This window comes from Plantibacter sp. MDV22-iso1, assembly GCF_058408345.1.
In genome coordinates, this window is the sequence record NZ_JBZVDY010000001.1 from 1,330,383 (window position 1) to 1,356,553 (window position 26,171).

General features: G+C 70.2%; 29 protein-coding genes. 13 read left to right on the plus strand and 16 right to left on the minus strand.

Going from position 1 to position 26,171, the window contains the following annotated elements; genetic code table 11:
• Positions 1–348: 348 nt before the first annotated feature.
• From AC4PMY_RS06345 to hxlB, 4 genes are all read right to left on the minus strand, one after another.
• Positions 349–525 (minus strand): hypothetical protein, encoded by a 177-nt coding sequence (locus AC4PMY_RS06345; RefSeq protein WP_157583609.1) that lies wholly within the window; start codon positions 523–525, stop codon positions 349–351.
• 104 nt (positions 526–629) lie between these two features.
• Positions 630–2,153, minus strand: a complete 1,524-nt coding sequence (locus AC4PMY_RS06350; protein WP_491622240.1) for a carboxylesterase/lipase family protein — start codon at positions 2,151–2,153, stop codon at positions 630–632.
• A gap of 270 nt (positions 2,154–2,423) precedes the next feature.
• A complete protein-coding gene (gene hxlA, locus AC4PMY_RS06355; RefSeq protein ID WP_064297125.1) occupies positions 2,424–3,050 on the minus strand; it encodes a 3-hexulose-6-phosphate synthase in 627 nt (208 codons plus the stop codon).
• Positions 3,051–3,120: 70 nt separating this feature from the next.
• The gene (gene hxlB / locus AC4PMY_RS06360) at positions 3,121–3,732 is read right to left on the minus strand and encodes a 6-phospho-3-hexuloisomerase (protein WP_491622241.1); all 612 of its coding nucleotides are present in this window, start codon (positions 3,730–3,732) and stop codon (positions 3,121–3,123) included.
• 101 nt (positions 3,733–3,833) lie between these two features.
• Here hxlB and AC4PMY_RS06365 point away from each other — a divergent pair, with 101 nt between their 5' ends.
• Entirely contained in the window at positions 3,834–5,126 is a 1,293-nt protein-coding gene (locus tag AC4PMY_RS06365) for a helix-turn-helix transcriptional regulator (protein ID WP_491622242.1), read from the plus strand.
• A 23-nt stretch (positions 5,127–5,149) separates the two neighbouring features.
• Here the strand turns inward: AC4PMY_RS06365 and AC4PMY_RS06370 are convergent, their stop codons facing one another.
• The 8 genes from AC4PMY_RS06370 to AC4PMY_RS06405 all read right to left on the minus strand — a co-directional run bounded on the left by AC4PMY_RS06370 (position 5,150) and on the right by AC4PMY_RS06405 (position 10,500).
• Complete coding sequence (locus tag AC4PMY_RS06370) at positions 5,150–5,563, minus strand: phage holin family protein (protein WP_064297122.1); 414 nt, start codon at positions 5,561–5,563, stop codon at positions 5,150–5,152.
• Positions 5,564–5,680: 117 nt separating this feature from the next.
• Positions 5,681–6,274 carry a short chain dehydrogenase gene (locus AC4PMY_RS06375; RefSeq protein ID WP_064297121.1) on the minus strand — a complete coding sequence of 198 codons (594 nt, stop codon included), beginning with the start codon at positions 6,272–6,274 and terminating at the stop codon, positions 5,681–5,683.
• Between the two features lie 51 nt (positions 6,275–6,325).
• Positions 6,326–6,970 (minus strand): hypothetical protein, encoded by a 645-nt coding sequence (locus AC4PMY_RS06380; protein ID WP_491622243.1) that lies wholly within the window; start codon positions 6,968–6,970, stop codon positions 6,326–6,328.
• Complete coding sequence (locus AC4PMY_RS06385; protein WP_491622244.1) at positions 6,967–7,728, minus strand: hypothetical protein; 762 nt, start codon at positions 7,726–7,728, stop codon at positions 6,967–6,969. Before AC4PMY_RS06385 ends, AC4PMY_RS06380 begins: the two co-directional genes overlap by 4 nt.
• Positions 7,725–8,102: a PadR family transcriptional regulator gene (locus tag AC4PMY_RS06390; RefSeq protein ID WP_491622245.1), complete on the minus strand. Its 378-nt coding sequence runs from the start codon at positions 8,100–8,102 to the stop codon at positions 7,725–7,727. The genes AC4PMY_RS06385 and AC4PMY_RS06390 overlap by 4 nt, the downstream gene beginning before the upstream one ends.
• Positions 8,103–8,215: 113 nt before the next feature.
• On the minus strand, positions 8,216–8,827 hold the full coding sequence (locus tag AC4PMY_RS06395; RefSeq protein ID WP_064297117.1) for a DUF1349 domain-containing protein: 612 nt from the start codon (positions 8,825–8,827) through the stop codon (positions 8,216–8,218).
• Between the two features lie 85 nt (positions 8,828–8,912).
• Positions 8,913–9,578: an IMPACT family protein gene (locus AC4PMY_RS06400; protein WP_071261802.1), complete on the minus strand. Its 666-nt coding sequence runs from the start codon at positions 9,576–9,578 to the stop codon at positions 8,913–8,915.
• A 43-nt stretch (positions 9,579–9,621) separates the two neighbouring features.
• The gene (locus AC4PMY_RS06405; protein WP_071261800.1) at positions 9,622–10,500 is read right to left on the minus strand and encodes a CPBP family intramembrane glutamic endopeptidase; all 879 of its coding nucleotides are present in this window, start codon (positions 10,498–10,500) and stop codon (positions 9,622–9,624) included.
• 140 nt (positions 10,501–10,640) lie between these two features.
• On the opposite strand from AC4PMY_RS06405, the gene AC4PMY_RS06410 reads away from it, so the two are divergent.
• A complete protein-coding gene (locus tag AC4PMY_RS06410; RefSeq protein WP_491622246.1) occupies positions 10,641–11,516 on the plus strand; it encodes an endonuclease domain-containing protein in 876 nt (291 codons plus the stop codon).
• Between the two features lie 59 nt (positions 11,517–11,575).
• Here AC4PMY_RS06410 and AC4PMY_RS06415 read toward each other — a convergent pair whose 3' ends face one another.
• Positions 11,576–12,070 (minus strand): FBP domain-containing protein, encoded by a 495-nt coding sequence (locus AC4PMY_RS06415; protein WP_079003820.1) that lies wholly within the window; start codon positions 12,068–12,070, stop codon positions 11,576–11,578.
• A gap of 327 nt (positions 12,071–12,397) precedes the next feature.
• Here AC4PMY_RS06415 and AC4PMY_RS06420 point away from each other — a divergent pair, with 327 nt between their 5' ends.
• Positions 12,398–13,606 carry a cysteine desulfurase-like protein gene (locus tag AC4PMY_RS06420; protein WP_175117057.1) on the plus strand — a complete coding sequence of 403 codons (1,209 nt, stop codon included), beginning with the start codon at positions 12,398–12,400 and terminating at the stop codon, positions 13,604–13,606.
• Positions 13,607–13,670: 64 nt separating this feature from the next.
• Here the strand turns inward: AC4PMY_RS06420 and AC4PMY_RS06425 are convergent, their stop codons facing one another.
• Positions 13,671–13,952, minus strand: a complete 282-nt coding sequence (locus AC4PMY_RS06425) for a hypothetical protein (RefSeq protein ID WP_139205460.1) — start codon at positions 13,950–13,952, stop codon at positions 13,671–13,673.
• A gap of 97 nt (positions 13,953–14,049) precedes the next feature.
• Entirely contained in the window at positions 14,050–14,532 is a 483-nt protein-coding gene (locus AC4PMY_RS06430; protein WP_071261795.1) for a MarR family winged helix-turn-helix transcriptional regulator, read from the minus strand.
• Between the two features lie 105 nt (positions 14,533–14,637).
• On the opposite strand from AC4PMY_RS06430, the gene AC4PMY_RS06435 reads away from it, so the two are divergent.
• The 3 genes from AC4PMY_RS06435 (at position 14,638) to AC4PMY_RS06445 (ending at position 16,908) form a co-directional block, all read left to right on the plus strand.
• Positions 14,638–15,210: an NADPH-dependent F420 reductase gene (locus AC4PMY_RS06435; RefSeq protein WP_491622247.1), complete on the plus strand. Its 573-nt coding sequence runs from the start codon at positions 14,638–14,640 to the stop codon at positions 15,208–15,210.
• 66 nt (positions 15,211–15,276) lie between these two features.
• Positions 15,277–16,161 carry a TolB family protein gene (locus AC4PMY_RS06440; RefSeq protein WP_491622248.1) on the plus strand — a complete coding sequence of 295 codons (885 nt, stop codon included), beginning with the start codon at positions 15,277–15,279 and terminating at the stop codon, positions 16,159–16,161.
• 48 nt (positions 16,162–16,209) lie between these two features.
• A complete protein-coding gene (locus AC4PMY_RS06445) occupies positions 16,210–16,908 on the plus strand; it encodes an IclR family transcriptional regulator (protein ID WP_491622249.1) in 699 nt (232 codons plus the stop codon).
• A gap of 6 nt (positions 16,909–16,914) precedes the next feature.
• Here AC4PMY_RS06445 and AC4PMY_RS06450 read toward each other — a convergent pair whose 3' ends face one another.
• On the minus strand, positions 16,915–18,288 hold the full coding sequence (locus AC4PMY_RS06450) for an MFS transporter (protein WP_491622250.1): 1,374 nt from the start codon (positions 18,286–18,288) through the stop codon (positions 16,915–16,917).
• Positions 18,289–18,445: 157 nt separating this feature from the next.
• Here AC4PMY_RS06450 and AC4PMY_RS06455 point away from each other — a divergent pair, with 157 nt between their 5' ends.
• The 7 genes from AC4PMY_RS06455 to AC4PMY_RS06485 all read left to right on the plus strand — a co-directional run bounded on the left by AC4PMY_RS06455 (position 18,446) and on the right by AC4PMY_RS06485 (position 26,107).
• Positions 18,446–19,228 (plus strand): 2-keto-4-pentenoate hydratase, encoded by a 783-nt coding sequence (locus AC4PMY_RS06455; RefSeq protein WP_491622251.1) that lies wholly within the window; start codon positions 18,446–18,448, stop codon positions 19,226–19,228.
• Complete coding sequence (locus AC4PMY_RS06460; protein WP_491622252.1) at positions 19,213–20,025, plus strand: HpcH/HpaI aldolase family protein; 813 nt, start codon at positions 19,213–19,215, stop codon at positions 20,023–20,025. The genes AC4PMY_RS06455 and AC4PMY_RS06460 overlap by 16 nt, the downstream gene beginning before the upstream one ends.
• Positions 20,026–20,084: 59 nt before the next feature.
• On the plus strand, positions 20,085–21,581 hold the full coding sequence (locus AC4PMY_RS06465) for a fumarylacetoacetate hydrolase family protein (protein WP_491622253.1): 1,497 nt from the start codon (positions 20,085–20,087) through the stop codon (positions 21,579–21,581).
• Positions 21,578–22,324 carry a GntR family transcriptional regulator gene (locus tag AC4PMY_RS06470; protein WP_491622254.1) on the plus strand — a complete coding sequence of 249 codons (747 nt, stop codon included), beginning with the start codon at positions 21,578–21,580 and terminating at the stop codon, positions 22,322–22,324. The genes AC4PMY_RS06465 and AC4PMY_RS06470 overlap by 4 nt, the downstream gene beginning before the upstream one ends.
• Complete coding sequence (hpaE, locus tag AC4PMY_RS06475; protein WP_491622255.1) at positions 22,321–23,835, plus strand: 5-carboxymethyl-2-hydroxymuconate semialdehyde dehydrogenase; 1,515 nt, start codon at positions 22,321–22,323, stop codon at positions 23,833–23,835. Before AC4PMY_RS06470 ends, hpaE begins: the two co-directional genes overlap by 4 nt.
• Positions 23,836–23,926: 91 nt before the next feature.
• On the plus strand, positions 23,927–25,027 hold the full coding sequence (hpaD, locus tag AC4PMY_RS06480; protein WP_491622680.1) for a 3,4-dihydroxyphenylacetate 2,3-dioxygenase: 1,101 nt from the start codon (positions 23,927–23,929) through the stop codon (positions 25,025–25,027).
• A gap of 153 nt (positions 25,028–25,180) precedes the next feature.
• Positions 25,181–26,107 carry a hypothetical protein gene (locus tag AC4PMY_RS06485; protein ID WP_491622256.1) on the plus strand — a complete coding sequence of 309 codons (927 nt, stop codon included), beginning with the start codon at positions 25,181–25,183 and terminating at the stop codon, positions 26,105–26,107.
• The last annotated feature ends 64 nt before the right edge of the window (positions 26,108–26,171 follow it).

Genomic DNA, 26,171 nt, shown 5'->3' on the forward strand with positions numbered 1-26,171 from the left:
AAGCTCCTTTCGCAGAACTCCGTCCACCGTATGGGGGCCCGACCATTCCGTCGCGGGGGTTGACATCGTCCGAAGTCGTTCCGCTACGCGCGCGGAGCGCCCCCGCGTTGCACACCTCCGCCCTCCACCGTGTCGGTGTGCGCCAGCGCGGTGCGCTGACGCGAGCGCGGGCCATACGCGTGAGCGCGGGTCTCCGGAGGGTCGCGCTCACGCGTATGGGCCGCGCTCAGGCCTGATCCCGCGTGTTCGGGCCAGCGCACCGCGCTGGCACCGAATCACCACAGCTCGGTCGACAGCACCGCGCTGACCAGGGATTCCCGAGCCGAAGACCGTCCCCGGCGAGCCGCGCTAGAGGAGGCCCGGCTGGTCGGCGGGGTCACCGTCGCCGGGCTCGGAGCCCGGCTCGTCGACCGTCGGTGCCGCCATCGGATCGTCGCTCTCGGGAGCGTTGTCGGGCAGCGATCGGGATATCGCCTCCTGCGCGTCGCCGATCGGGTCGTCCATCTCGTCTCGTGGGTCGCTCATGCTGATTCCTTTCCTCGTGTCCCGACGGTAACGCGGGACGCCTCACAGCCACACCCCCTGGCAGAACGGTCCGATTCGTCCTACGAGCCGGGTGCCCGGGTCCGTCAGGACGGTGTCGATGCCGCTTCCGCGAGTCGCTTCGCCGCTGCGAGGACGCGTGCACTCGCGAACGGTTCGACCGCCGGTGCTCCGGCTGCGTCGAACACCTCGATCCTGGAGGCGTCGCGGTCGGACCTCGCCCAGCCCGGTGACCCGTCTCGGACGAACGCCACGACCGCGCCGTGAACCCGATCAGCCAGCTCCTGCGGCGCATGCGAGCCCGCCACCCGGGTGACGTCCGGGTCGTCGAGCACGTCGAAGATGAACGGGACGTCGAGGCAGTGCTCCGCGATCCCGCTCACCGCCGAGCGCCACACGAAGTCGGAGACCCAGGTCTCGGCGTCGTCCCGCAGCGCCAGCCAGCGGATGACGCGCTCCCGGAACATGACGTCGCTCACGAAGCGACCCGCGACGACTCCCGTGCGTTCGCCGGGCTGGGTCGCGACGTACGCATCGGCGAGCGGCTCCGGCACACCCATGAGCTCGAGGGCACGCGTCGGCGCCACGGCGTCGAACTCGTCGAGCCGACCGGTGAAGAACCCGGCGAACTCCTCTCGGGTCGCGCTGACGAGCAACGGCTTGTCCGCACCTCGTCCCGCGATCATGCCGGCTTCGACGGTGTCGACGACCAGCTCGCCGTCGACCACCGGCCCGAGACCGAGGCGGCCGTTCATCGTCGTCATCCCTCGGAGCACGGACTCCGGATCGGTCGCCCCACCGGGGACGACCTCGAAGCCCTGGGCCTCGATCAGCGTCGCCTCCGGGACGCTCGCGAAGCCGGCCAGGGTCGCGGGCACCCCGAGGTGCTCGGCGAGTCGCGCGGTCAGGGCCTGCGCCTCGACGAGCGGGACGTCGCCGGGCACTCCGGACACCGAGATCGCCCGCTCGAACAGGTGCCTGGCTGACGGGACCGTGAGCAGGGTCATGACGGACCCGCCGCCGGCGGACTGGCCGGCGATCGTGACCCGCTGCGGGTCACCACCGAACGCCGCGATGTTGTCGTGCACCCACTCGAGCGCGAGGATCCAGTCGAGCACGCCGCGGTTGGCAGGGGCGTCGGGCAGCCAGCCGAAGCCGTCGAAGCCGAGGCGGTAGGACACCGAGACCGTGACGACGCCGTCGCGGTTGAAGGCCCGGCCGTCGTACCAGGGGCTCGCGGGCGACCCGGCGATGAAGCCGCCGCCGTGGATCCAGACGAGGACGGGCAGGCCGGCGCCCTCGTCGGTCGGAGTCGGGTCGGGTGTGAAGACGTTGACGTTGAGCGTCGAGTCGCCGGGGATCGAGGGTTCCGGGATCGTCGTGATCTCGGCCATGGCCTTCCGCTGCGGTGTCGCACCGTAGGCGGTCGCGTCGAGGACACCGTCCCAGGGCGCCCTGGGCTCGGGGGCCTGGAACCGTCTCGCTCCGATCGGCGGCTCGGCGAACGGGACGCCGAGGAAGGCGACCGACCCGTCGGCGCGGCGCGTGCCGCGGACCGCTCCCGAGGTCGTCTGTGCGATGGGCTGCTCGGGGCTGGAATCGGTCGTCATCGGCGGATCCTTCGGGTACTCGGCTGCGCGCTCATCCGACGAGCGTCGCGTGGTGATCCGCCCAGTATGCCGCGTCGCACCCGAATCCCGTCCGATGTTCGGACTTCACCCAGCCGACCCACCCGAGACGCCAGCGCGGTGCGCTGACCCGAGCGCGCCCCGGAGCCGTGAGCGCGGGTCTCTGGAGACCCGCGCTCACGTCCGATGCACCGCGCTCACGTCAGCGCACCGCGCTGGCCAACCCGACGGGTGCGGGGTTGGCGGAGGGGGTTAGGCGACGATTGCCGCGCGCAGTGCTGCTGCGGAGGCCGCCGGGTCGTCGGCCGAGTAGATCGCCCCACCGGCGACCGCGACCTGCGCGCCCGCCTGCTGCACCGACGCGATCGTCGACACGTTCACGCCACCGGCGACCGAGAACGGCACCGCGGCCGCTTCACCGTCGGACAGGAGCGTCTGGAAGGTGAAGCCCTCCTCCGCCTGCTCGTCGAGACCGGCGTGCATCTCGACGAACGCGGCGCCGAGAGCGGTGACCTCCTTGGCGCGCTGCACCTTGTCGGCGACCCCGATGAGGTCGACGACGACGGACTTGCCGTGCGCCTTCGCGGCCTTCACGGCGCCGACGATCGTGCTGTCACCTGCGGTCCCGAGGACGGTGACGATGTCCGCACCGGCGGAGAAAGCGATGTCGGCTTCGAGCTCACCGGCGTCCATGGTCTTGAGGTCGGCGAACACGATCTTGTCGGGGTGGGCGTCCTTGACCGCGGTGACGGCACGCAGGCCCTCGCTCTTGATGAGGGGCGTGCCGAGCTCGAGGATGTCGACGTAGGGCGCGACTTTCCCGGCGAGTTCGAGGGCTGCCTCGGTGGTGAGGACGTCCATGGCTACCTGGAGCTTCATGTGGTGCTGCTTTCTGTCGTGATGGGAGGCGTCCGACGTCTGCCGGGCGCGTTGGAAAAGATCGGAGCTACTACTCGAGGTTCGCGTGGCGCGGCCACAGCTCCTCGGCACTGACACCGTCCGACTGCCAGAGCGCATGGAAGAACGCGTCGCCGAGCAGCATGACCGCCTGCTCGAAGAGGCTGCCCGAGTACTGCACGGAACGCGTGCCGCCGTGGTCGGTCTTCTGCGCGGCGGGGACGACGATCGTCTCGGCGGCCAGCTCGGCAAGCGGGGATGCGGGGTCGGTCGTGATGGCGATCACCTGGGCCCCGACGGAGACGGCCGTTTCCGCGGCGCGGACCACACCCGTCGTCGTGCCGGAGCCGCTGGCGACGAGGATGACGTCACCCGCGACGATGGCGGGGGTCGTCGTCTCGCCGACGACGTGGACGGTGAGCCCGAGGTGCATGAGCCGCATCGCGGTCATGCGGAGCGCGAGACCAGAACGACCGGCACCGGACACGAACACGCGGTCCGCCGTTCGCAGGCGCTCGAGTGCTCCGGCGAACGGGACCGGATCGGCCTCGAGCAGGCTCGACACGGTCCGATGCAGCTCGGCGTCGATCGCGGCGAGCGCCCCCTGGACCGTCGAGGTCGCAGGCGTCACCGACGTGGATGGAGGGACGGTGGGGTTCGACATCCCTCCATCCTGGGCGTGATCGGGTAGGTGCACCGCTGCTCGGCCGAACGGTTTCACCTACCCGAACGGGTGGGAGGAGGCGGATGGGATAGGGTGCGGACATGATCGAACGCCCTGTCACCTACCCGGTCGAGCTGCTCGACGGCCTGGCCTCCGTCGCATCCAGCTCGCTGCTCCGCATCGCCGGTGCGTTCCGGGAGGTCCTCGAGCCGGTCGTCGCCCATTCCTCGCTCGTGATCTTCACCGAGGACTGCACCGGCCGCCCCCGGAAGAAGGCCGGCGACCCCGCGATCGTCGAGGGCGTCACGATCGCCGAGCTCGACGCCGTTCGACAGCGCACCCCGCGCGGCCCGGTCACCACAGCGACCGCTGACACCGGACCACACGCCGACCGGCCGACATCGGCGGTGATCGCAGGCGCGGAACGTCCGATCGCCGCGTGGCTGGCCGACACCGGCGCCCTCCTCGTCCTGACCGACCCACAGGGGTCGATCGACGACCGGCTCATCGGCGCCCTGTGGGGGGTCGTCGCGGCCGGTATCCGGCAGCAGGTCGCGACGGCGGCCCCCGACTACCTCCGTGACTCGCGGGCGGCGTCGAGCGAGCGGGCCGGCGCCATCGCGGAACTCACCGACGCCCATGCGACGACACTGGAGTCGATCCTCGCCGTCACCCGGTCACGGCAGACGTCGGCGGAGGACGCCCGAACGGCGGTGACCGAGATCGCCTCGGCCGCGATGGTCGAGCTGCGGGCGGTGTCCGACCGCGACCGCCAACTGGCCGAGGAACCGGTCGCGCGCGCCTTCGCCAGACTCCGCGAGGATCTCCGTCCGCTGGCCCGCTTCGGCGGTCCCGAGGTCCAGTTCATCGAGCCGCCCGTCGACGGTCGGGCACTCCCCGGTGAAGTGGCGCACGCCGGCCGGGCGATCGTCCGCGGCACGGTCCTCGCGCTCGTCGAGCAGTCCTCGGTCGGGCGGGTCCGGGTGCAGTGGGACTGCGACGGCAGCAATTTGCTGATCGGCATCCGCGATGACGGCCCCGGCGAGTTGACCGTCGACACCCCGAGTGTGCAGCAGCTCGGCGCTCGCGTCGCCGCACTCCGCGGCAGTCTCGATGTCCAGGCGACGCCCGGGTGGGGTTCGGAACTGCACGTGACGCTTCCGCTCGACCCACCGCCCGCAGCCCAGACACGTTCCGACTCGGCGGCCGCCGCGTTGACCGAGCGCGAATGGCGCGTCGCCGAGCTGGCCGCCGGCGGAGCACGGAACCGGGCGATCGCCGAGACCCTCACCATCAGCGAGAACACCGTGAAGTTCCACATCGCGAACGTCCTGCGGAAGCTCGGCGTTGCGAGCCGCGTCGAGCTGGCAGCCGCCTTGGCCGCCGGCCGCTGATTCCGTCCGGGCTTCGTCGCCGCCTACCGCTTCGTGCGCTTGCCACCTCGATCGCGATCCCGGTCGCCGAACCGGCGCGTGATGAGCGCCCAGCCGAGGATCCAGCTCCCGAGCGCCGTGACCAGCCACACCACCAGCGGGGCGAGCACCCAGGCGAGGACACCGCGGATGTGGAGGCCGCCGGGGAGGATCGACGCGACGAACAACGACACGAGCGTCGTCACGAGTCCGATGCCGCCGAGGATCGCTGAGGCGTAGCGCCGTGCGAGGCGCAGGATGAAGGGCCCGAGGACGCCCTGCGCGATCGTGAAGACGACGACGGCGATGACGAAGCCGCCGAGCGACAAGCGGACGCCGGGTACGACCCAGTCCGCGACGAGCAGCCCGATCGCCGAGGACAGCAGACTGACGGCGATGCTCAGCAGGAAGCGGGTCAGGTGCCGACCCTAGCGCTGGGTGTCGGCCGCGTCGAGAGCGCGACTGAGGGGAGGCGGATCGTCGCCTGACGGACGGCCGGACGACGACATGCCTCCCCTCGGGAGTGCCGGGACGGCTCAGTCCAGCGCGAGCACCCGACCGGTGCCGACACCCTCGATGGCGCGCACGAAGGCGAGGCCGACCACGTCGGAGGCGACGGGCGGGAAGCCCGGGAACGCGTCGTGGTACCCGGTTGCCTCGGCGAGCACCGTGGGGCTGACGGCGTTGATGCGGATGCCGCGCGGGAGTTCCGGGGCGACACCGATCACGAAGGACTCGACCGCCCCATTGGCCATCGAGGCCGCCGCACCGGTCGCGATCGGCTCGCGGGCGAGGATGCCCGTCGTGAGCGTGAAGGAGCCGCCGTCGCGGACGAACGGCGTCCCGATCCGCACGACGTCGAGCTGGCTGAGCACCTTGCCGAGGAAGGCCGCGCGGTAGTCGTCGCGCGTCAGCTCCCCCACAGGCTTGAACGGGACCGAGCCGACGGCGACGATCACCGCGTCGACCTCGCCCACCTCGGCGAACAGCGCCTCGATCGACGCCTCGTCGGTGGTGTCGACGGCAGGCGCCGTCGAGCGGGACACCGCGATCACCTCGTGACGTTCCGCAAGGGCGTCCTGCGCCGCTCGTCCGACATGTCCACTGGCTCCGATCAACAGGATTCTCATGCGGGCGACGCTAGCACCGGCGTCGGACGCCGGCGCTGCCGATCAACGGCGTCAGTGGGCGTCGTCCATCCCGGTGACGTGGACGGCGTAGCCGTGGCAGCCGGCGAGCTTCCAGTCGTACGGTTGATCGTCGGGGTTCGTCCCCCACCGGGCCAGGAACGCCGCATCGGACGACTCCGACATGACCATGCCGAAGAGTGGATCGAGGATCTTGGAGGGTTCGTTCGTCCAGGCGTACCAGAACCCCTGATCAGCCATGCACTTCGCGATGATCTGCTGTTGTGCCTCCCAGATCCCGTCACGGAATCCCGGCTCGGAGCTGGGTGGGATGTCCGCCGGGTCGGTCGTGGCGTCGAACCAGCCCTCCGGCGTCTGCGAGTAGTCGACTCCGGACGCCGGCGAGACGGGTTCGCCAGCGTCCGGCGTGGCAGCGGGATCCGCGGGCACCACGGGTTCGACGGGCGGGAGGTCGTCGAGCGACGCGGCGGCCTCGGCGACCGCTTCGAGGGATCGGGCGTCGTCGGCCGCCGCCTGGGCGTTCGACACCCCGATGAACACCCCGCCTGCCGCCACCGCGAGCACCCCGCTCATCGCGATGCCGAGCCCGATCCGTCGTCGGAGCATTCCAGGACTCCGGCGGACGGGTGCCGCCTCCTGCGCCGCGTCCGGCCCGTCGTGGCTCTCGCTGCCGCTCATACCGTCTCCCCCTGCATCGACGCCACTGCGTCCCGTTCGGTCGTTCGGCGACCCCCCGGCCACCACCACACCGCGGCTCCGATGAACCCGAGCGCCGCCCCGACCCCGATCGCCACGCTCATCACCCACCACGGTTCGAATCCGGCGCCGTGCGAGCTCAGGCGGGACACGATGAGCACGCCGGTCGCGCTGACGCGGTACATGATGTCGCCCGCGAGCACGCCGATGAGGACCGCTGCGGGCGCCAGGAGCCCCGCGCCGAGCCATCGACTGCGTCGCCGCAGCGACAGCGCGAGCCCCACGATGCCCAGGACTGCGGCGATCGCCACACCGAGCGCGCCCGTCGGCACCTCGACGACGTCGCCGATGACGAGAGCACGCAGGATCCGGACGAGGAGGAACAATGCCGCTCCCGTGACCAGGACGCCGCCGGTCACCACGAGCGCGGCGAGGACGTCACCGGCCCGCCGCATGCCGAGCGGCATCGGATCGACGCCGTGGCCCGCGCGCAACTGCCCGGAGCGCCACGAGAGGTCGTGCGGGATCCCGCGGATGGCCCGCAGCATGATGTCGCGCCGGAGCCGCTGTGGCGTGACGCCCGTTTCCTGGGCCCAGACGGCGTGCTCGTGCAGGTCGGAGGCGATCTCGTCGCGGCGTTCCCCGGCGACGTCGGGCGAGAGGTCTCGGGTGTACCACCCGCACCAGTTCAGGACGCGGTGGGCGGCCGTGCGGTATTCAGGCGTCCGGATGGCGGTCATACGATCGCCCCCTGCGTCCACGCCGCACCCGCCGGCCTCGCCGCGGAGGCCTCCTCGCCGGCGATCCTCGCGTGCTCACGATCCCGGGCCGTCGCGCCTTCGCCCGTGATCCGATACAGCCGTCGGCGGGGGCGGCCCTCCGCCTCGGCGACCTCCGGAGCCTCCCACGTCGCCTCGATCAGGCCGGCGTCCGCCATCCGCGACAGGGCCTTGTAGAGCGTGCCGTGCGCAGTGAGGGCGGCATCCCCGGCTTCGGCGAGCTGCTTGGCGAGGGCGAACCCGTAGAAGCTCCCATCGGTCGCCTGCAACACGGTGCCGACGTCGAGGATGTCGAGCTCGAGCGGGAAGAGCGTGCCGGGTCGTCTGCGTGCCATGGAGCCACTATAGGAAGATAGGTTCCGATCCGTCAAGCCGCCCTTGCATTGAGTCGCCCGGAACTGCGCACGCATCGCCGGTTTCCGTGCGTTTCCGGGCGACTCAGCGGCGGTCAGCTCCCGTCGCGGAGGTCCGTCGGGGGTGCTGCTCCGAAGGCGATCTCGTCGAACCGCGCCTCGCAGGGTGGACCGAGCGGCGCCTGCGAGAGGAAGCCGACGCGCACCGGGGCGTCGCTGTGCAGACGGAAGACCCGGACGAAGTCCCACGTGACGCCGTCGGTCGAGCTGTGGAACGCCCACGCCTCACCGAGACGACTGACGCGCATCCACACGTGGTCGGCCGCGACGTGCGTCGAGTTCACGTCGTCCGACCAGGTGTTCGTCACGACGCTCACCACCATCGCCTGCCCCTGCGGCGACTGCTCGAAGCAGAGCTTGGCCCAGTGCTCGTCGTCGATCCAGAGTGCGAGGGCGCCGGCGTCGAAGGTGCTGCGCTCGCTCACGACCGCGATCCGCGCCGAGAGCGTGAAGTGTTCGGGTGCGTCGAAGGCGAGCGCCGTGGCACGCAACTCACGCGGCCCACCGAGCGAGCTGTTGCTCCAGTCGACGCCGGCGGCGGAGGTGAGGGTGAGCGCTCCGGCATCGGCGTCGAACGCGGCGATTCCGCGGGTCGAGGTCCAGGCGAGGTCGGGAAGCCCGTCGATGCGGGTCACGTCGGTGTGCATGGTCCGACCCTATCGGGATCGCCCGTCCCCGTGAGTCGCCCGGATCTGTTCAGAATCCGGCGGATTTCGCGCAGATCCGGGCGACTCAGCGAGGTCTGCCGGCGGGGACGTCGACGACGCGCTCCTCCCCGACGGCCACGACGAGCGAACCGTTGGAGGCCGAAGCGACGTCCGCTTGGAGCCGCTCGAGCTCCGCCGGCGGCACCCACAGTTCCAGCTCAGCCTGCGCGCCGTAGACCGGCTCACCGAGCGTCGCACCGTGGGTAGCGGCCCAATCGCGCAGCAGGTTGTCGTACCGCCCGGCGTCGGCGTGGGGGACGACGAGGGTCGCGCGGGTCAGGGTCTCACGGCGCACGAGCGCGGCGAGGTCGAGCGTCTCGGAGGCCGCCGAGGAGTACGCGCGGACGAGCCCACCGGCCCCGAGCTTGACGCCGCCGAAGTACCGTGTGACGACGACGACCACGTCGGTCAGTTCGCGCCGCCGGATGACCTCGAGGATCGGCATCCCCGCCGTGCCGGACGGTTCACCGTCGTCGGACGAGCGGGCCTGGTCGCCGAGCAGCCCGGTGACCATCGCGACGCAGTGGTGTCGCGCATCCCACGCCTGCTTCTTCACCCGCGCGATGACCGCTTCCGCGTCCTCCGGCGACGCGACCGGGTGGGCGAGGCCGAGGAAGCGCGACTTCTTGATCACGAGTTCGTGCTCGACCGGCGCGGCGATCGTCGCCGGGTACTGCCGCGCGGTGGTCATCCGTCCGAGCGTACTCGCGGCCGGTCGACGAGACCCGTTCGGCCTACGGCCGCAGCACGTCGTCGGCCGGGTGGGCCTGCACGTGTCCACGGACGAAGATCAAGCCGATCACGGCCACGAGCATGATGAGCAGGTTGGCCGGACCAGCGATCGCCAGGAACACGCTCTGACCGGCGGCGGTTCCCGCGTGGTCGATCCCACCGGTCGAGAGGAAGAGCGTCGGGTCGTAGAGTCCGTGGATCAGGATCGGCCAGATGAGGTTGCCGGTCACCCGGAGCGTCAGGTACATGCACACGCCGAATCCGAAGGTGTAGACGACGGTCACGAGCACGGTCACGACGGGTTGGCCCGACAGGAGGTTGGAGGCGTGCAGCAGCGCGAAGACCAGCGAGGAGATCACCATCACGATCCACTCCGAACTCCCGGCGTCGCGCAGCATCTTCACGACCAGTCCGCGGGTCAGGATCTCCTCGGCGAACCCGATGAACACGCCGGACAGCATCGCGACCACGACCACAGAACCCTCGTAGCTCCCGTAGTCGATGCCGAGCAACCGCAGGACGACCGCGGCGAGGATCACGATCGGAGCGGCCCACATCCACCAGCGTCCGCGGATCGGCTGCTTCGCGAACAGCTCCCGGAACCAGCCGACCGAGAGCACGAACCCGGCCAGGATGAGGGAACCGACGATGAGCGGCAGCATGAGCCCGAAGAACACGCTCTGCGGGGTCGCGAAGAGGTCCTCGCCGATCTGCGAGCCGAAGAGCTGCCCGACGACCCAGCCCGCACCGAGGTACAGGGCGAGGTAGCCGATGGCCAACAGGAACGCCCGGCCGATCCCGCCCTTCGCCCAGAAGTCGTGCCATCCGCTGGTGGTGAGTGTCCGCTGACGTCGGTGCTCGTGACCCCTGTGCTCGCCCATGCATCGATCCAACCACGGAGCACCCGCCTGAGTCGCCCGAATCTGCGCGGAGCCGGCCGGAATTCGTGCAGATCCGGGCGACTCAGTGGGGCTGTGGAGAACGTGGGCAGAGAACCGGTCCGCGCAGGCACAGTGAGGGGATGTCACCTGACCTTCCGGACGGACCGTTCCTCGTCGGCGACGCGCTCCGCCGCGGGATGACACCGGGCGAACTCCGCAGTCGTCGGCTCGAGAAGCCGGGTCACGGGATCCGGTCCGCCCGTCCGGTGGAGACGGTCGAGGATCGCTGCCGCGCATTCCTCCACCGCCTGTCCGACCAGGTCTTCGTCTGCGGTCCGACCGCCGCGCTCCTGCTCGGCCTGCCGCTTCCGTACCGCCTCTCCACCCCCGAACGCCTCGACCTCGCCGTGGCCGCGCCGGCCCGCGCTCCGCACGCCGCCGGGATCGCCGGTCGGTCGATCACGATCGATCCTCAGGACGACGTGATCGTCCGCGGCGACATCCGACTGACGAGTCCGGTTCGAACCTGGCTCGACCTTGCCGCGACGCTCCCTCTCGCCGATCTCGTCGCAGCGGGCGACCACCTGCTTCGGACTCGAACCGCAGGCCTGGACGAGTTGGAGGAGACAGCAGCCCACTATCCGGGTCGGCGCGGCCGTCGCGCGATCGCCGCCGCACTCCCCCTCCTCGATCACCGCGCGGAATCGCCGCCCGAGTCCATCGTCCGCGTCGCGCTGGCGCGCGGCGGCGTCACCGGGTTCGAGCCGAATCAGGGGATCCGGGCGGCGAACGGCTCGTTCCTCGCGCGCGCCGACCTCTGCCACCGGGCAGCGCGGGTCGTCATCGAGTACCAGGGCGACTACCACCGGGTCGAGGTCGACCGGTGGCGCAAGGACCGCGCTCGCTCGAACCGCCTGCGGGCCGCGGGTTGGACGGTCATCGAGCTGACGGCCGACGATCTCCGTGACCTCCGCACCGTCGTCGCCTCGGTGCGCGCCGCCCTCACCCGCCATTGAGTCGCCCGAATCTGCACGAGAATCACTGGATCTTGTGCAGATCCGGGCGACTCAGTGGGTCAGCCGACGCCGTTCAGGACCGAGGAGGCGAAGGAGGCGGCACGGACGCCGAGCGTCGCGATGCGCTCCTGGCGGGCCGCCTCCGCGTCGAAACCGACGTAGGCGAGCGGTGGCAGCTTCCGCACGTTGGCCGAGCACTGGAAGTCGGCGCAGACGAGCGTGCCGACGGTGTCGCCGTTCTTGCCGGCCTGCCCGGCCCGCTTCGCGCTGTAGAACACGACGTCGTTGCTGAGCGTGATGTCCTGGCACCACGCGCACTGCGGCCGGGTGCGGGGTGTCGCGTCAGCCTGTCGGAGGAGGATGCCGACGGGTTCGCCGTCGACGATCGTGACCACGTACGCGCGTCGCGGCAGCTTCTTGTCGCGCCACCCGAGGAAGTCACGCACCTCGAAGTCGATCGCGTCGAGGTCGACGGGAAGGCTCACGTCACTGACCTCCTTGCGCGACGCGTTGACGAAGGAGGCTCGGATCTGGGATTCGTTCAGGGGGATCATGGGTTCACCGGTTTCGGCTGGGCCGTCGTGGCGACGGCGGAGAGACCCTCCGCGCGTCGATGCGCTGCGGCGGGTACGTCAGGGTGCGCGGCCCCGTCGTCGTCGCTCGGACGAGCGCGATTGACGAAGCCGACGTCCTCACCGGGTGGGCGAGGTGGTCGACCGGATGGACCGCTCTCTCGGGCCGGCGTTGCGGACGCCGACGACCTCCAGACGCCCGACACGGGGCGGAGCGATGAGCATGGACACACCGGCACTGTATCAAGCGATGGCGCACTCGCTCCCCCGATCCGCACGTTCTGGCTCCCGGCGCGGCAGGATGGACGTATGACCCTCGACGTCGCCCTCCTCCGCACCGCGTTCCCGTCCCTCGCCTCGGGCATCGCCCACTTCGACGGCCCCGGCGGCACCCAGACGCCGCTCGCCGTCGGCCAGGCCATCCTCGACACCCTCACCGGGCCACTGTCCAACCGGGGTTCGTCGGTCGCGTCCGAGCGCCGGGCGGACGACGCCGTGACCGCTTTCCGCGCCGCGTGCGCCGACCTGCTCGCCGCAGAGGAGCGGGGCATCGTCTACGGTCGCAGCGCGACCCAGCTCACGTACGACTTCTCCAGGCATCTGTCGCGCGGCTGGATCGCCGGCGACGAGATCGTCCTGTCCCGACTCGACCACGACGCGAACGTGCGCCCGTGGGTGCAGGCGGCGGACCGCACGGGCGCGACCGTGCGCTGGATCGACCTGGACCCGGCGACGGGCGAGCTCGACCTCGCCGACCTCGACGACCTCGTCACCGAACGCACGAGGCTCGTCGCCGTGACCGCTGCTTCGAACCTCCTCGGCACCATCCCGCCGGTGCGGACGATCGCCGATCGGGCGCACGCGGTCGGCGCACTCGTCTGGGTCGACGGCGTCCATTACACGGCCCACCACGTCGTCGACGTCGAGGCCCTCGGTGCCGACTTCTTCGTCTGCTCGCCGTACAAGTTCTTCGGGCCGCACTGCGGTGTCCTCGCCGCGTCGCCGGCGCTGCTCGAGTCGATCCACCCCGACAAGCTGCTGCCGTCGACGAACGTGGTGCCGGAGCGCTTCGAGTTCGGCACGCTGCCCTACGAGCTCATGGCCGGCGTGACGGCGGCCATCGGCGTGCTCGCGTCGATCGACCCCGGTGACGCCACGACGAGGCGGGACCGTCTCGTCGCCTCCGCCGCAGCCGTCCACGAGCGCGAACTCGCGCTGCGCACCCGCATCGAGGATGCCCTTGCGGAGCTCGGCCCGCTCGTCGAGCTGCACTCGCGGGCCGCCGAGCGCACGGCGACGCTGTTCATGACGTTCCCCGGCAGGCGTGCAGCCGACGCGGCCGCCTTCCTCGCCGCACGCGACGTCCTCGCACCGGCAGGCTCGTTCTACGCGGTCGAGCCGTTCGCGGCGCTGGGCCTCGACGACGTCGGAGGCCTCCGCGTCGGCGTCGCCCCGTACACCTCGGACGAGGACGTCGACCGTCTGCTCGACGGCATCAGGGCCTTCCTCGCCGATTGAACGGCTCGCCGATTGAACGGCCCGCCGATTGAACGGTTGGCGGATCGACCCGGCGTCAGCGCCCTCAGGACCGCTTGGTGCTCTCGCGTCGCAGGACGACGAACCCGGCGACCATGACGACCGCCCCGAGGACGAGGGTGATGATCCGGAAGAACCCGAAGTCGTCGACACCGAAGATCAGGGGTCCGGCGAAAAGGAACGTGGCGCCGACGAAGTACCAGACGGAGGTCGTCCCACCGTTGAGCGACGTGGGCGGTGGCGTCGATTCGGGCTCCGCCGAGGCGGGACCGTCCTGGGGCACCTCGTCCCCGTGTGGTGCAGGTTCGGGCTGCGTCGATCCGGTCATCATTCGCTCCGATCCGCGTCGCGCTCGGTGGTGTCCACGACGTCGAACCCCACGCTACGCAGCCCTCGAGCGCCGCGAATCCCCCAGGTGACGGAGATCAGGCCTCGCTGGCGAACATCCGTCCGTCGGGGTCGAGCTTCGTCAGGAGGGCGGCGGAGATCTCGCCGAGCTGCTCGATCTGCGCCGGCGTCAGTGCGTCGAGGACCAGGGATCGCACGTGCTCGACGTGGCCCGGCGCAGCCTGGACGACCTTGTCCCAGCCCGCATCGGTGAGCGTCACGTTCGTCGCCCGTCGATCCTCCGGGCACGGCGTCCGCGCCACGAAGCCGGCGTCCTCCAAGCGCGTCAGCACCCGCGACAAGCGGGGCAGCGTCGCGTTCGTCCGGGCCGCGAGCGCCGAGGTGCGCAGCGTGCGGTCCGGCGTCTCGGACAACATTGCGAGCGTGAAGTAGTCGAAGTGCGTCAGGTGCTCGTCCCGCGTGAGCTGGAGGTCGAGGGCGGCCGGCAGGAGTTCGAGCACCGCGGCGAAGCGCACCCAGGAGCGTTGCTCGTCGTCGCTCAGCCATCGCGTGTCGGTCATGCCTCCAGCTTAGCAATAGTTGCGCCTACAACTAACCGGTGTTACGTTAGTTGTACCAACAACCAATTGATCCGTGACCAGGCGGCCACGAGAAGGAGCATCGTCATGACGAACGTCACCATCTTCGGAACCGGCAACATGGGCACCGCCATCGCCGGTGTCCTCGCAGCGGGCGGCGCCTCCGTCGACCACCTCGGGTCGGCCGAGACCGGCACGATCACCGGCGACGTCGTCGTCCTCGCCGTCCCCTACCCGGCCCTCGCGTCGATCGTCGAGCAGTACGCCGACCAGCTCGCGGGCAAGGTCGTCGTCGACATCACCAACCCCCTGGACTTCTCGACCTTCGACGCCCTCACCGTCCCCGCGGGCAGCTCGGCTGCAGCGGAACTGCAGGCGAAGCTCCCGAGCTCCCACGTCCTCAAGGCCTTCAACACGAACTTCGCCGCGACCCTCGCATCGAAGCAGGTCGGCGACGTGGCCACCACGGTCCTCATCGCCGGGGACGACGCCGACGCCAAGGCCGCACTGCAGCAGCTCGTGACCGCCGGTGGCCTCGAGGCCGTCGACGCCGGGTCGCTGAAGCGCGCCCACGAACTCGAGGCGATCGGCTTCCTGCAGCTCACGCTGGCGGCCTCGGAGAAGATCTCCTGGACCGCGGGGTTCGCGCTCGTCAAGTAGCCGTCGGATCGTGATCCGGGAGGAACGATCCTCCCGGATCACGACGGACTGGAGGACGATGGGCGCATGACCTTCCGCGCCCTCGCCCCCGGCCAGCGTTCCAGCATCCTGCTCGGCGGGCCGCACGATGATGCGCCCGTGCTCCTCTTCGAGACCGACGAGCTCCTCGTCGAAGCACCGAACTGGTCGCTCGACGGCCGGACGCTGCTCCTCAACGGCAACGGGCGGCTCTGGGCGCTCCCGGTCGACGATCCGACCGCCGGGCTCGCGCCGATCGAGTTCCACGGCCTCCCCGAACTCAACAACGACCACGTCCTCGACCCCGACGGCGAGCACATCCTCCTCTCGGCGATGGACGGTCACATCTACCGCGGCGCGCTCACCGGCGGGCCGGTCACGAAGCTCACCGCCGACGACGACCGGTGGCACTTCCTCCACGGCGTTTCGCCCGACGGCACGCGGATCGCGTACGTCGAGCTCGAGGGCTTCGAGCATCCCGGTCGACTCGCGATCGCTCCGGCGGTCGAGGGCGGCGGCCCCGTCACCGTCCTCGACACCGGCGACGGCCACCTCGACGGTCCGGAATGGTCGCCCGACGGCCGATGGCTGTTCTGCAACACGGAGCACTTCGGCACCGGCCCCGGCCATGCGCAGCTCGCGCGGATCCCCGACGGCGGCGGCGAGCTCGAGCAGCTCGTCGTGAGCGACACCGTCGACTGGTTCCCGCACCTCTCCCCCGACGCCCGACTGGCCTCGTACATCGCCTTCCCCGCCGGCACGATCGGGCACCCGGCCGACCTCGACGTCGAGGTCCGGCTCATCTCGACCGACGACTGGGCGACCCCGCTCCGTCGCTACCCACTGTTCGGCGGGCAGGGCACCCTCAACGTGAACAGCTGGTCCCCCGACAGCTCACGGTTCGCCTTCGTCGCCTACCCGATCGACGACTGAGGCACCGGAACTCCGGGCGCGCGGGCCGTCAGTCGGTACTGTCGGAGCGTGACCGATGCCAGCAGCGCCCACTCCCAGACGCTCTCGCGCGGCATCCGGATCCTCGAGGTCCTGGCCGACGCGCGCACCCCGCTGACGATCGACACCCTGAGCGCGACGCTCGGCCTGCACCGGAGCGTCACCTACCGGCTCCTGCGCACGCTCGAAGACCACCGCCTGGTCGTCCGCGACGGTACGGGACGGATCGCACTCGGATCGCGCCTGGCAGCCCTCGCCGCCGGTGTCTCCCACGACCTGCAGGCCGCCGCCCTGCCCGAGCTGACGGCCATCGCGAACGAGCTCGGCATGACCTGCTTCCTCACCGTGCTGGACGGCGACGAGATCGTCACCCTCGTCAGCGTCGAGCCACGGCACACGATGGGGTCGATCGCGCAGCGACCCGGCACCCGGCACCCGGTCGGTGTCGGCGCGCCCGGCAAAGCCATCGCGTCCCGTCTGTCGGAGTCGCAGTGGCCGGACGCCCTCGACGACGACCACCGTGCCGAGCTGGCGGTGGTCCGCGAACAAGGCTGGGCGTCGAGCCACGACGAGGTCATCACCGGCCTCCGCGCCGTTGCCGCCCCGCTCTCGGCGCACGGCTCGCCGGCAGGCGCCCTCGCGGTCGTCTACGTCTCCAGCAGCCGCCCCGAGACCGAGATCGCGGCCCGCCTCATCGAGGGGGCCGCGACCATCGCGTCGTCGGTCTGACCGCGCCTACATCCGGGTGCCGTAGACCTGGCCGCGTCCCTGCTGCTCCTCCGCCTCGCCACCGAGCGGGATGCCGGTGCGGTCGCGCAGGAGGAGGGTCGCCGCGAAGGCGATCACGATCATGCCGGCGATGTAGAACGCGACGCTCGCCGACGACCCCGTGACCTGCACCAACCAGGTCGCGATCGTCGGAGCGAATGCGCCGCCGAGGATGGCGCCGATCGCGTAGGTGACCGAGACGCCCGTGTACCGGATCGACGCGGGGAACAGCTCGGCGAAGTACGCCGCCTGCGGCCCGTAGGTGAAGCCGTTGCCGATCGTGAACAGGGCGAGCCCGAGGAACAACAACCACGGGTCACCGGTGTTCACGAGCGGGAAGAGCACGAAGACGGTTGCCAGGAACGCGACCCAGCCGATGATGTAGGTGTTGCGTCGGCCGATCCGGTCGGAGAGCGAGCCCGCGAACCACGTGACGATCAGCCAGACGATGGCCGACCCGGTGACCGCGAGCAGGACCGGTGTCCGCTCCATGCCCACCAGGCCGCCGTCGGCGAGCGGCGTCGTCGCGTAGTTCTGGATGTAGCCGCCCGTCGTCATGTAGCCGGCGGCGTTGTTGCCGGCGAAGGTGAGCGCCGCGAGCAGCACGAGCAGCCAGTGGTGCCGGAAGAGCTCGACGATCGGGACCCGGCGACGCTCCTTGTTGCGGGCGAGGGCGACGAAGACGGGGCTCTCGTCTACCTTCCGGCGCACGACGTAGCCGACGATGATCAGGACGAAGCTCAGCAGGAACGGGATCCGCCAGCCCCACTCGAGGAACGCCGCGCCGGGCGAGATCACGCCCGTCATGAGGGCGAGCATGCCGGAGGCGAGGAGGAGTCCGATCGGGACGCCGATCTGCGGGAACGCCCCGAACCGGCCGCGGCGGCCGGTGGGAGCGTGCTCGACCGCCATGAGGACGGCGCCGCCCCACTCGCCGCCGGTGGACAGCCCCTGCAGGATGCGGAGGAGCACGAGCAGGGCGGGGGCGATGATCCCGATCTGGTCGTAGGTCGGCAGCAGACCGATGAGCGTCGTGGCAGCTCCCATGAGGAAGAGCGTGATGACGAGCATCTTCTTCCGGCCGATGCGATCGCCGAAGTGCCCGGCGACGAACGCGCCGAGCGGCCGGAACAGGAAGCTCACACCGACGGTCGCGAACGACAGCAACAGCGCGGCCTGCGGTCCCGCCGGCTGGAAGAAGAGCTGCGAGAAGACGAGTCCGGCGGCGCTCGCGTAGAGGAAGAAGTCGTACCACTCGACCGTGGTGCCGATGACGGTGGCGAAGGCCACGCGCCGGAGTTCCGCGGGCGTCGTCGCTCGCGCCAGTGATGCGGTTGTCATTGTCTCGAGACCCCTTTGTCCTTCGCGGCCCGCCATTGGACCGCCAGAATGTACACCACATCGTATACAATCATGCTCACCGCGCAAGAGGCAGTCGACGACGACGCACCGTATCGTGATCGCAGGCCGCAGTCGACGCAGATGAGGACGGGACGCGATGCAGGATCACGAACGACAGGCGATCGCCGACGAACTGGCGGTGGCGCACGAGGAGCGGAGCGTCATCCCCCTCCTCACCGCCCGGCACCCGGGCATGACCGTCGAGGACTCCTACGCCGTGCAGGCGCTGTGGGCCGAACGCCGCATCGCCGCCGGTCGGCGCGTCGTCGGCCACAAGATCGGCCTCACCTCGAAGGCGATGCAGCAGGCCACCGGGATCACCGAACCCGACTACGGCGTCATCCTCGACGACCAGGTCTTCGACTCGGGCGCGACGCTCGACTTCGACGCCTACTCCAACGTCCGCGTGGAGGTCGAGCTGGCGTTCGTCCTCGGACGCCCGCTGCAGGGCCCGCACTGCACGATCTTCGAGGTGCTCGACGCGACCGACCACATCGTCCCCGCGCTCGAGGTCCTCAACTCCCACATCGAACTCGACGGTCGCACGATCGTCGACACCATCGCCGACAACGCGGCTCTCGGCGCCATGGTGCTCGGCGGAACGCCCGTCCGTCCCGACGCGATCGACCCGCGATGGGTCTCGGCCCTGCTCTACCGCAACGAGACCATCGAGGAGTCGGGCGTCGCCGGCGCCGTCCTCGGGCACCCGGCACTCGGCGTCGCGTGGCTCGCGGGCAAGCTCGCCCAGCACGGCGGGAGTCTCGCCGCCGGGGAGATCATCCTGTCGGGGTCGTTCACGAGACCGATGTGGGTCGAACGGGGCGACACCGTCCACGCCGAATACCAGGGACTGGGAGCCGTGACATGCCGATTCGAATGACCCTGCCGCCGACCTTCGGCGAGCGCCTGCGCACCGCGGACCGACCCCTCGTCGGGATGTGGGTGGTGTCGGGGAGCCCGATTGCGGCGGAGATCGCTGCGGGCAGCGGCCTCGACCTGCTCCTCGTCGACGGCGAGCACTCGGCGAACACCCTGGAGAGCATCCAACTGCAGCTGCAGGTGGTCGCCGCCTTCCCGGTGTGTCCGCTGGTGCGGGTGCCGTTCGGCGACGCGGTCGTCATCAAGCAGGTGCTCGACCTCGGGGCGCAGAACCTCATCGTGCCCATGGTGTCGTCGGCCGAGCAGGCGGCGGCGCTCGTGCAGGCCGTGCGCTACCCGCCGCAGGGCGTCCGTGGGGTCGGCAGCGCGCTCGCGAGGTCCTCCCGCTGGAACCGGATCGACGACTACCTCGCGCAGGCGAACGATTCGGTGTCGCTCACGGTGCAGATCGAGTCGGCGGAGGCCGTCGAGCAGGTCGAGGACATCCTCGCGGTCGACGGCGTGGACGCGGTGTTCGTCGGTCCGGCCGACCTCTCGGCGTCGCTCGGACTGCTCGGTCAGCAGGGGCACCCCACCGTGGTCAGCGCTGTCGAGCGGGTGCTCGATGCCGCCGCCGCCGCGGGGAAGCCGGCCGGCGTGAACGCCTTCGACTCCGTCGTGGCCGAGCACTACCTCGACCGCGGGGCGTCCTTCGTCCTCGTCGGTGCGGACGTGTCGCTCCTCGCGCGCGCGTCCGAGCAGTTGGCGGAGCGCTTCATCGACGGTCGGAGCGACGCGGGCCGCGGCGACGGGTACTGACCCTTTCCCACTGCGTCCAGATCGTATACGATTCTGGATACCGACGACGAGGACGTGTGATGAGCAGCCACCAGGGCATCGAAGGCCTCCCGAATAGCGGGGGCGGCAAGATCATCGCCGTCCACCTCAACTACCCGTCACGGGCGGCCCAGCGCGGCCGCACGCCGGAGCACCCCTCGTACTTCCTCAAACCGTGGTCCTCCGTCTCAGGCACGGGCGGCACCATCGAGCGCCCGGCCGGCGCGGAACTGCTCGCCTTCGAGGGCGAGATCGCGATCATCATCGGGACCGCGGCCCGCCGCGTCAGGGTCGAAGACGCCTGGCAACACGTCTCGGGCGTCACCGCGGCGAACGACTTCGGGCTCTACGACCTCCGCAGTGCCGACAAGGGGTCGAACCTGCGCTCGAAGGGCGGCGACGGTTACACGCCCCTCGGCCCGTCCGTCATCCCCGCCGAGCAGATCGATCCGGCCGCCCTCCGCGTGCGCACCTGGGTCAACGGCGTCGTCGTCCAGGACGACTCGAGCGACACACTGCTCTTCCCCTTCGCGCAGCTCATCGCCGACCTCTCACAGCTCTCGACACTCGAGCCGGGCGACGTCATCCTCACCGGGACGCCCGCCGGCTCATCCGTCGTCGTGCCCGGCGACGTCGTCGAGGTCGAGGTCGACGCACCGACCGCACCAGGCGCCCCGACGAGCGGTCGACTCGTGACGACGGTCGTCGAGGGCACCGAGCCCTTCGGCGGGTTCGGCGCGAAACCGGCCGTCGACGACCATCAGCGCATCGAGGCCTGGGGGGACGCTGCGGCGGCGGGTCTGCCCGCACCGGCTGAGCCTCTCACCGCTGCATCGCCCGCCGAACCGCTCGACCCCACGGTCGCCGAACAGCTCGCCTCGGTCTCGACGGCGACGCTCAGCGCCAAGCTGCGGGCCCGCGGGTACACCGAGGTCTTCATCGAGGGCGTCCACGCCTCGCGACCGGGCACGCGCATGGTCGGCGTGGCCCGCACCCTCCGCTTCGTCGCCTACCGACCCGACCTCTTCGCCGAGCGCGGGAACGGGTTCAACGCGCAGAAGCGTGTCTTCGACACCGTCGAGGCCGGCGAGGTCATCGTGATCGAGGCACGCGGCGAGCGCGGCACGGGCACCGTCGGCGACGTCCTCGCGCTTCGGGCGCAGCAGCGCGGGGCCGCCGGGGTCGTCACCGACGGCGGCATCCGCGATGCCGAGCAGGTCGCGGCGTTCGACCTGCCGACCTTCTCGCAGGGTCCGCACCCGTCCGTCCTCGGGCGCCGCCATGTTCCGTGGGAGACCGACGTCGCGATCACCTGCGGTGGGGTGACCGTCCTACCGGGCGATGTGATCGTCGGAGACGGTGACGGCGTCATCGCGATCCCCCGGGCGCTCGCCGCCGAGGTCGCCGCGGAGGCGGTCGTGCAGGAGGCGGAGGACGCCTGGATCGCCGAGCAGGTCCGTGGCGGTGCAGCGGTCGACGGCCTCTTCCCGCTGAACGCCGAGTGGCGGGCGCGATACGAGAGCGAGCAGGGACGATGAGCGGACCACACCCGACGACCGGGCAGGAGGCGTCGCTCAGCAAGTCCGAGCGCGCCTACCGGTTCATCCGCGAGGCCATCGACGAGGGGCGCTTCGTCCCCGGGTACCGGCTGGTGCTCGGCCAGATCGCCGGTGAGCTCGACATCAGCGTGGTCCCGGTGCGCGAGGCGATCCGGCGGCTGGAGGCCGAGGGGCTCGTGACGTTCGAGCGCAACGTCGGCGCGCAGGTCGCGATGCTGCACGAGACCGAGTACCTCTTCACGATGCAGACGCTCGCCCTCGTCGAGGGCGCAGCGACCTCGATGAGCGCCACCTACCTCACCGACGACCACCTGGCCCGCGCCCGCGAGATCAACGAGCGGATGCGCCGCACGCTCGACGACTTCGACCCGCACGCGTTCACGGCGCTGAACCTGGAGTTCCACACCGTCCTCTTCGAGGAGTGCCCGAACCCGCACGTCCTCGACCTCGTCCACCGCGGCTGGCGGCGGCTGAACGCGCTCCGCGACTCCACGTTCAGCTTCGTGCCCGGCCGCGCGCGGGAGTCGGTCGCAGAGCACGACGGCATCCTCGAACTCATCGCCGCCGGCGCGCAGCCGCTCGAGATCGAGATCGCCGCCCGCGACCACCGCACCGCGACGCTCGACGCCATGCTCGCGTACCAGGCGGAGCACCAGCCGCCCACCACGGCCCGCCCGCCGTCGTCACCGCCGTCCACCACCGACCGGAGGAACCACCCATGACCCAGCACGTTCCGGCAGCGTTGCCCGACCGTATCCGGCACTACATCGACGGCGCGTTCGTCGACTCGGTCGACGGCGACACCTTCGACGTCCTCGACCCGGTGTCGAACGAGACCTACGTCCAGGCCGCCGCCGGCAAGCAGGCGGACATCGACCTCGCCGTCGCCGCCGCCAAGCGCGCCTTCGACGAGGGTCCGTGGCCGCGGCTCCTCCCCCGCGAGCGCAGCCGGATCCTGCACCGGGTCGCCGACGCCGTCGAAGCGCAGGACGCCCGCCTCGCGGAGCTGGAGAGCTTCGACACCGGGCTGCCGATCACGCAGGCGCTCGGTCAGGCGAAGCGCGCCGCCGAGAACTTCCGGTTCTTCGCCGATCTGATCGTCGCCCAGCACGACGACACCTATAAGGTCCCGGGGCGGCAGGTCAACTACGTCAACCGCAAGCCCATCGGTGTCGCGGGGCTCATCACGCCGTGGAACACGCCGTTCATGCTCGAGAGCTGGAAGCTCGCTCCGGCCCTCGCGACCGGCAACACGGTCGTCCTGAAGCCGGCGGAGTTCACCCCGCTCTCGGCGAGCCTGTGGGCGGACATCTTCCGCGGCGCCGGCGTGCCCGACGGCGTGTTCAACCTCGTGAACGGGCTCGGTGAAGACGCCGGCGACGCCCTCGTGAAGCACCCGGACGTGCCGCTCATCTCGTTCACCGGTGAGAGCAGCACCGGTCAGCTCATCTTCGCGAACGCCGCGCCGTTCCTGAAGGGGCTCTCGATGGAGCTCGGCGGCAAGTCTCCGGCCGTCGTGTTCGCCGACGCCGACCTCGACGACGCCCTCGACGCGACGGTGTTCGGGGTGTTCTCGTTGAACGGTGAGCGCTGCACCGCCGGCAGCCGCATCCTCGTCGAGCGGAGTGTCTACGACGACTTCGTCGAGCGCTACGCCGAACGTGCCCGCAACATCGTCGTCGGGCACCCGAACGACCCGGCCACCGAGGTCGGCGCGCTCGTGCACCCGGAGCACTACGAGAAGGTCATGGGCTACGTCGAGATCGGCAAGACCGAGGGCCGCCTCGTCGCCGGTGGTGGTCGCCCCGAGGGGTTGCCGACCGGCAACTACGTCGCGCCGACGGTCTTCGCCGACGTCCCGCCGACCGCCCGCATCTTCCAAGAGGAGATCTTCGGCCCGGTCGTCGCCATCACCCCGTTCGACTCCGACGAGGAGGCGCTCGCGCTCGCGAACGACACGAAGTACGGACTCGCCGCGTACATCTGGACGAACGACCTCAAGCGGGCTCACACCTTCTCGCAGAACGTGCAGGCCGGGATGGTGTGGCTGAACTCGAACAACGTGCGCGACCTCCGCACGCCGTTCGGCGGCGTGAAGGCCTCGGGTCTCGGGCACGAGGGCGGCTACCGCTCGATCGACTTCTACACCGACCAGCAGGCGGTGCACATCACGCTGAACCAGGCGCACTCCCCACGCTTCGGGACCGGCGGGCCGCTGCAGGCCGCGCACTGACCGCTCCCGGTCGACTTCCACCCAGCAACCGAGATCAGCAAGGACGCAGATCATGTCGAACCCCATCACCCCGTCGTCGGCCGAGCCCGTCATGACCGCCACCGACCCGATCCCCGTGCCGGTGAACCGCATCCCCACGCCGACCGCCACCCCGCCGGACATCCTCCGCTGTGCGTACATGGAGATCGTCGTCACGGATCTCGCCGCGAGCCGGAAGTTCTACGTCGACGTGCTCGACCTCGTGGTCACGGAAGAGGATGAGCACACCGTCTACCTGCGGAGCTTCGAGGAGTTCATCCACCACAACCTCGTGCTGCGGCAGGGGCCGGTGGCGGGGGTCGCGGCGTTCAGCTACCGGGTGCGGAGCCCTGAGGACCTCGACCGCGCGGTCGCCTTCTACACGGAGCTCGGGTGCCGGGTGGAGCGTCGCGCCGAGGGGTATGTGCAGGGCATCGGCGACTCGGTGCGCGTCGAGGATCCGCTCGGGTTCCCCGTCGAGTTCTTCTACGACGTGGAGCACGTCGAGCGGTTGGCCTGGCGCTACGACCTGTACACGCCGGGCGCGCTCGTGCGGCTCGACCACTTCAACCAGGTGACGCCCGATGTGCCGCGGGCGGTCGCGTACATGGAGGACCTCGGGTTCCGGGTCACGGAGGACATCCAGGACGAGGCCGGGACGACGTACGCGGCGTGGATGCGGCGGAAACCGACCGTCCACGACACCGCGATGACGGGCGGTGACGGACCGCGCATGCACCACGTGGCGTTCGCGACGCATGAGAAGCACAACATCATCGCGATCTGCGACAAGCTCGGCGCGCTGCGGATGTCGGACGTCATCGAGCGCGGCCCCGGCCGACACGGCGTCTCGAACGCGTTCTACCTGTACATCCGCGACCCCGACGGCCACCGGATCGAGATCTACACCCAGGACTACTACACGGGCGACCCCGACAACCCGGTGGTCACGTGGGACGTGCACGACAACCAGCGTCGCGACTGGTGGGGCAATGCCGTCGTGCCGAGTTGGTACACGGACGCGTCGCTCGTGCTCGACCTCGACGGCGAGCCGAAGCCCGTGGTCTCCAGGACCGACGACTCCGAACTCGAGGTCACGATCGGCGCCGACGGCTTCTCCTACACCCGCAAGGGCGACGAGGCGCAGGGCTTCAAGCTCGGCAACACCCTCTAGGCCTCGGTTCATTCGCCCATCTTTGGGCGACCCAGTACTCGCTCGCCCAAAGATGGGCGAATGAACCGGGCCAGGGGGAACCTCCCGAATCACCCCTGCACTGGGGGCAACACCACTCTCGGAAGTCGGTCGCTCGACTGCCATGCTCAGATCGTGACCACATCAGAACCGCTGGGGGGCGGCTCACAGCAGCCCGACCCCGCATACGCACAGCAGCCGACCGCGCCCCACACGAACCCGTACGCACCGACGGCCCAGTACACCGACACCACGGCACCGCCGCCCTACGGCCAGCAGCCGTACGGGCCACCACAGAACCCAGAACCGAAGCAGGGCCGGAACGTCCTCGCGCTCATCGCGTTCATCACATCCGTCGTCGGCTTCATCTTCGCCTGCATCCCCGGCGCCCTCATCGTCGGATGGGTCCTCTTGCCGATCGCCTTCATCCTCGCAATCGTGTCGCTGTTCCTCAAGGGATCAGGGAAGGCCTTCGGCATCACCGGCCTCATCCTGTCGGTCATCGGCACGATCGTCGGCGTCGTCGTGTTCTTCGCCGTCGTCGCCACCTCATTCGATGACGCGTTCGGCTCCGGCCCGACGAAGATCGACACTTCATCGGCACCCGAGGAGTCTGCGGACGCACCCGCCGCTGAGCCCGACGCCGCTGAAGGTACGCGCGAGAACCCCGTCGCGATCGGCGCGACGATCAGCAGCGATGACTGGACCGTCGTCGTGAACTCCTACTCAACCGACGCCAACGCAGCCGTTGCAGCTGCCAATAGCTTCAACGAGGCTGCCCCGGCTGGCTCGCACTACGAAATGATCAACTACAGCGTCACGTACAACGGAGCGGATTCCGCTATCGCGGCGCTCGTCGGGGTCGATGTCGTAACCAGCTCAGGCAACGTCATCAACAGCTTCGACAACTTCGTCGTCCTGGGAGACAGCATGGGCCTCGACGAACTATTCACAGGAGCGTCCGCCACCGGATCCGCGGCTTTCCTCGTCCCCGACGGCGAGACCGTACTCATCCGCGTTCGACCCGGGATGGTGGCTGACGAAGTCTTCGTCAAGCCATAACCTGCTTCACCACATGGCCCCCGACGCGACCGTCGGGGGCCATGTGTGTTGCCTCACCTCACGG

Excerpts from the sequence above, each read along its gene's own strand:
- AC4PMY_RS06345 (WP_157583609.1), bottom strand. The coding sequence starts at position 525 with ATGAGCGACCCACGAGACGAGATGGACGACCCGATCGGCGACGCGCAG.
- AC4PMY_RS06350 (WP_491622240.1), bottom strand. The coding sequence starts at position 2,153 with ATGACGACCGATTCCAGCCCCGAGCAGCCCATCGCACAGACGACCTCG.
- hxlA (WP_064297125.1), bottom strand. The coding sequence starts at position 3,050 with ATGAAGCTCCAGGTAGCCATGGACGTCCTCACCACCGAGGCAGCCCTC.
- hxlB (WP_491622241.1), bottom strand. The coding sequence starts at position 3,732 with ATGTCGAACCCCACCGTCCCTCCATCCACGTCGGTGACGCCTGCGACC.
- AC4PMY_RS06365 (WP_491622242.1), top strand. The coding sequence starts at position 3,834 with ATGATCGAACGCCCTGTCACCTACCCGGTCGAGCTGCTCGACGGCCTG.
- AC4PMY_RS06375 (WP_064297121.1), bottom strand. The coding sequence starts at position 6,274 with ATGAGAATCCTGTTGATCGGAGCCAGTGGACATGTCGGACGAGCGGCG.
- AC4PMY_RS06380 (WP_491622243.1), bottom strand. The coding sequence starts at position 6,970 with ATGAGCGGCAGCGAGAGCCACGACGGGCCGGACGCGGCGCAGGAGGCG.
- AC4PMY_RS06385 (WP_491622244.1), bottom strand. The coding sequence starts at position 7,728 with ATGACCGCCATCCGGACGCCTGAATACCGCACGGCCGCCCACCGCGTC.
- AC4PMY_RS06390 (WP_491622245.1), bottom strand. The coding sequence starts at position 8,102 with ATGGCACGCAGACGACCCGGCACGCTCTTCCCGCTCGAGCTCGACATC.
- AC4PMY_RS06395 (WP_064297117.1), bottom strand. The coding sequence starts at position 8,827 with ATGCACACCGACGTGACCCGCATCGACGGGCTTCCCGACCTCGCCTGG.
- AC4PMY_RS06400 (WP_071261802.1), bottom strand. The coding sequence starts at position 9,578 with ATGACCACCGCGCGGCAGTACCCGGCGACGATCGCCGCGCCGGTCGAG.
- AC4PMY_RS06405 (WP_071261800.1), bottom strand. The coding sequence starts at position 10,500 with ATGGGCGAGCACAGGGGTCACGAGCACCGACGTCAGCGGACACTCACC.
- AC4PMY_RS06410 (WP_491622246.1), top strand. The coding sequence starts at position 10,641 with ATGTCACCTGACCTTCCGGACGGACCGTTCCTCGTCGGCGACGCGCTC.
- AC4PMY_RS06415 (WP_079003820.1), bottom strand. The coding sequence starts at position 12,070 with ATGATCCCCCTGAACGAATCCCAGATCCGAGCCTCCTTCGTCAACGCG.
- AC4PMY_RS06420 (WP_175117057.1), top strand. The coding sequence starts at position 12,398 with ATGACCCTCGACGTCGCCCTCCTCCGCACCGCGTTCCCGTCCCTCGCC.
- AC4PMY_RS06425 (WP_139205460.1), bottom strand. The coding sequence starts at position 13,952 with ATGACCGGATCGACGCAGCCCGAACCTGCACCACACGGGGACGAGGTG.
- AC4PMY_RS06430 (WP_071261795.1), bottom strand. The coding sequence starts at position 14,532 with ATGACCGACACGCGATGGCTGAGCGACGACGAGCAACGCTCCTGGGTG.
- AC4PMY_RS06435 (WP_491622247.1), top strand. The coding sequence starts at position 14,638 with ATGACGAACGTCACCATCTTCGGAACCGGCAACATGGGCACCGCCATC.
- AC4PMY_RS06440 (WP_491622248.1), top strand. The coding sequence starts at position 15,277 with ATGACCTTCCGCGCCCTCGCCCCCGGCCAGCGTTCCAGCATCCTGCTC.
- AC4PMY_RS06450 (WP_491622250.1), bottom strand. The coding sequence starts at position 18,288 with ATGACAACCGCATCACTGGCGCGAGCGACGACGCCCGCGGAACTCCGG.
- AC4PMY_RS06455 (WP_491622251.1), top strand. The coding sequence starts at position 18,446 with ATGCAGGATCACGAACGACAGGCGATCGCCGACGAACTGGCGGTGGCG.
- AC4PMY_RS06460 (WP_491622252.1), top strand. The coding sequence starts at position 19,213 with ATGCCGATTCGAATGACCCTGCCGCCGACCTTCGGCGAGCGCCTGCGC.
- AC4PMY_RS06465 (WP_491622253.1), top strand. The coding sequence starts at position 20,085 with ATGAGCAGCCACCAGGGCATCGAAGGCCTCCCGAATAGCGGGGGCGGC.
- AC4PMY_RS06470 (WP_491622254.1), top strand. The coding sequence starts at position 21,578 with ATGAGCGGACCACACCCGACGACCGGGCAGGAGGCGTCGCTCAGCAAG.
- hpaE (WP_491622255.1), top strand. The coding sequence starts at position 22,321 with ATGACCCAGCACGTTCCGGCAGCGTTGCCCGACCGTATCCGGCACTAC.
- hpaD (WP_491622680.1), top strand. The coding sequence starts at position 23,927 with ATGACCGCCACCGACCCGATCCCCGTGCCGGTGAACCGCATCCCCACG.